The 515-nt window shown below is 62.9% G+C and carries 1 rRNA gene; it reads left to right on the forward strand.

Annotated elements, in window-relative coordinates:
• A 16S ribosomal RNA gene (locus KIP79_RS46260) occupies positions 1-110 on the forward strand; the annotation flags it as partial.
• Between the last annotated feature and the right edge of the window lie 405 nt (positions 111-515).

The raw sequence follows: 515 nt of genomic DNA on the forward strand, positions 1-515 counted from the left end.
GCCCGTGGCCCAACCACTTGTGGGGGGAGCGGTCGAAGGTGGGGCTGGCGATTGGGACGAAGTCGTAACAAGGTAGCCGTACCGGAAGGTGCGGCTGGATCACCTCCTTTCTAAGGAGCACTCGGCTGCGCGTCTCAGACAGTCTTGTCTGGTTCGTGTGGTCCATGCCGTGTCCATCAGCGAACGTCTGGTGCACGGCGACGCTCATTAGTGGAGCACTGGTTATTCGGATTCCTGGGTTTGGTTTCCCTGTTAGTACCGCCCGGCCTGTCGGCTGGGAGTGGGAACGCGGCGGGGACGGGGCTTGGGGTTCGGGCACACTGTTGGGTCCTGAGGAAACGGACCGTTCGGCATGCAGGCCACCAGCAACGGTGGCCTGTGTGTTGAGGCCCCTGGTGGGGTTGGTGTTTCTTCTGGGACGGGACCGGTCTTCCGTCATACCGCGTCGGCGGTCGGCAGGCTTCTTACCTTTCAGCTCTTTTGGGGCGGGTGGGTGGGGGTCTTTCGGCGAGCTG

The organism is Acrocarpospora catenulata (assembly GCF_018476525.1).
Classification (GTDB): Bacteria; Actinomycetota; Actinomycetes; order Streptosporangiales; family Streptosporangiaceae; genus Acrocarpospora; species Acrocarpospora catenulata.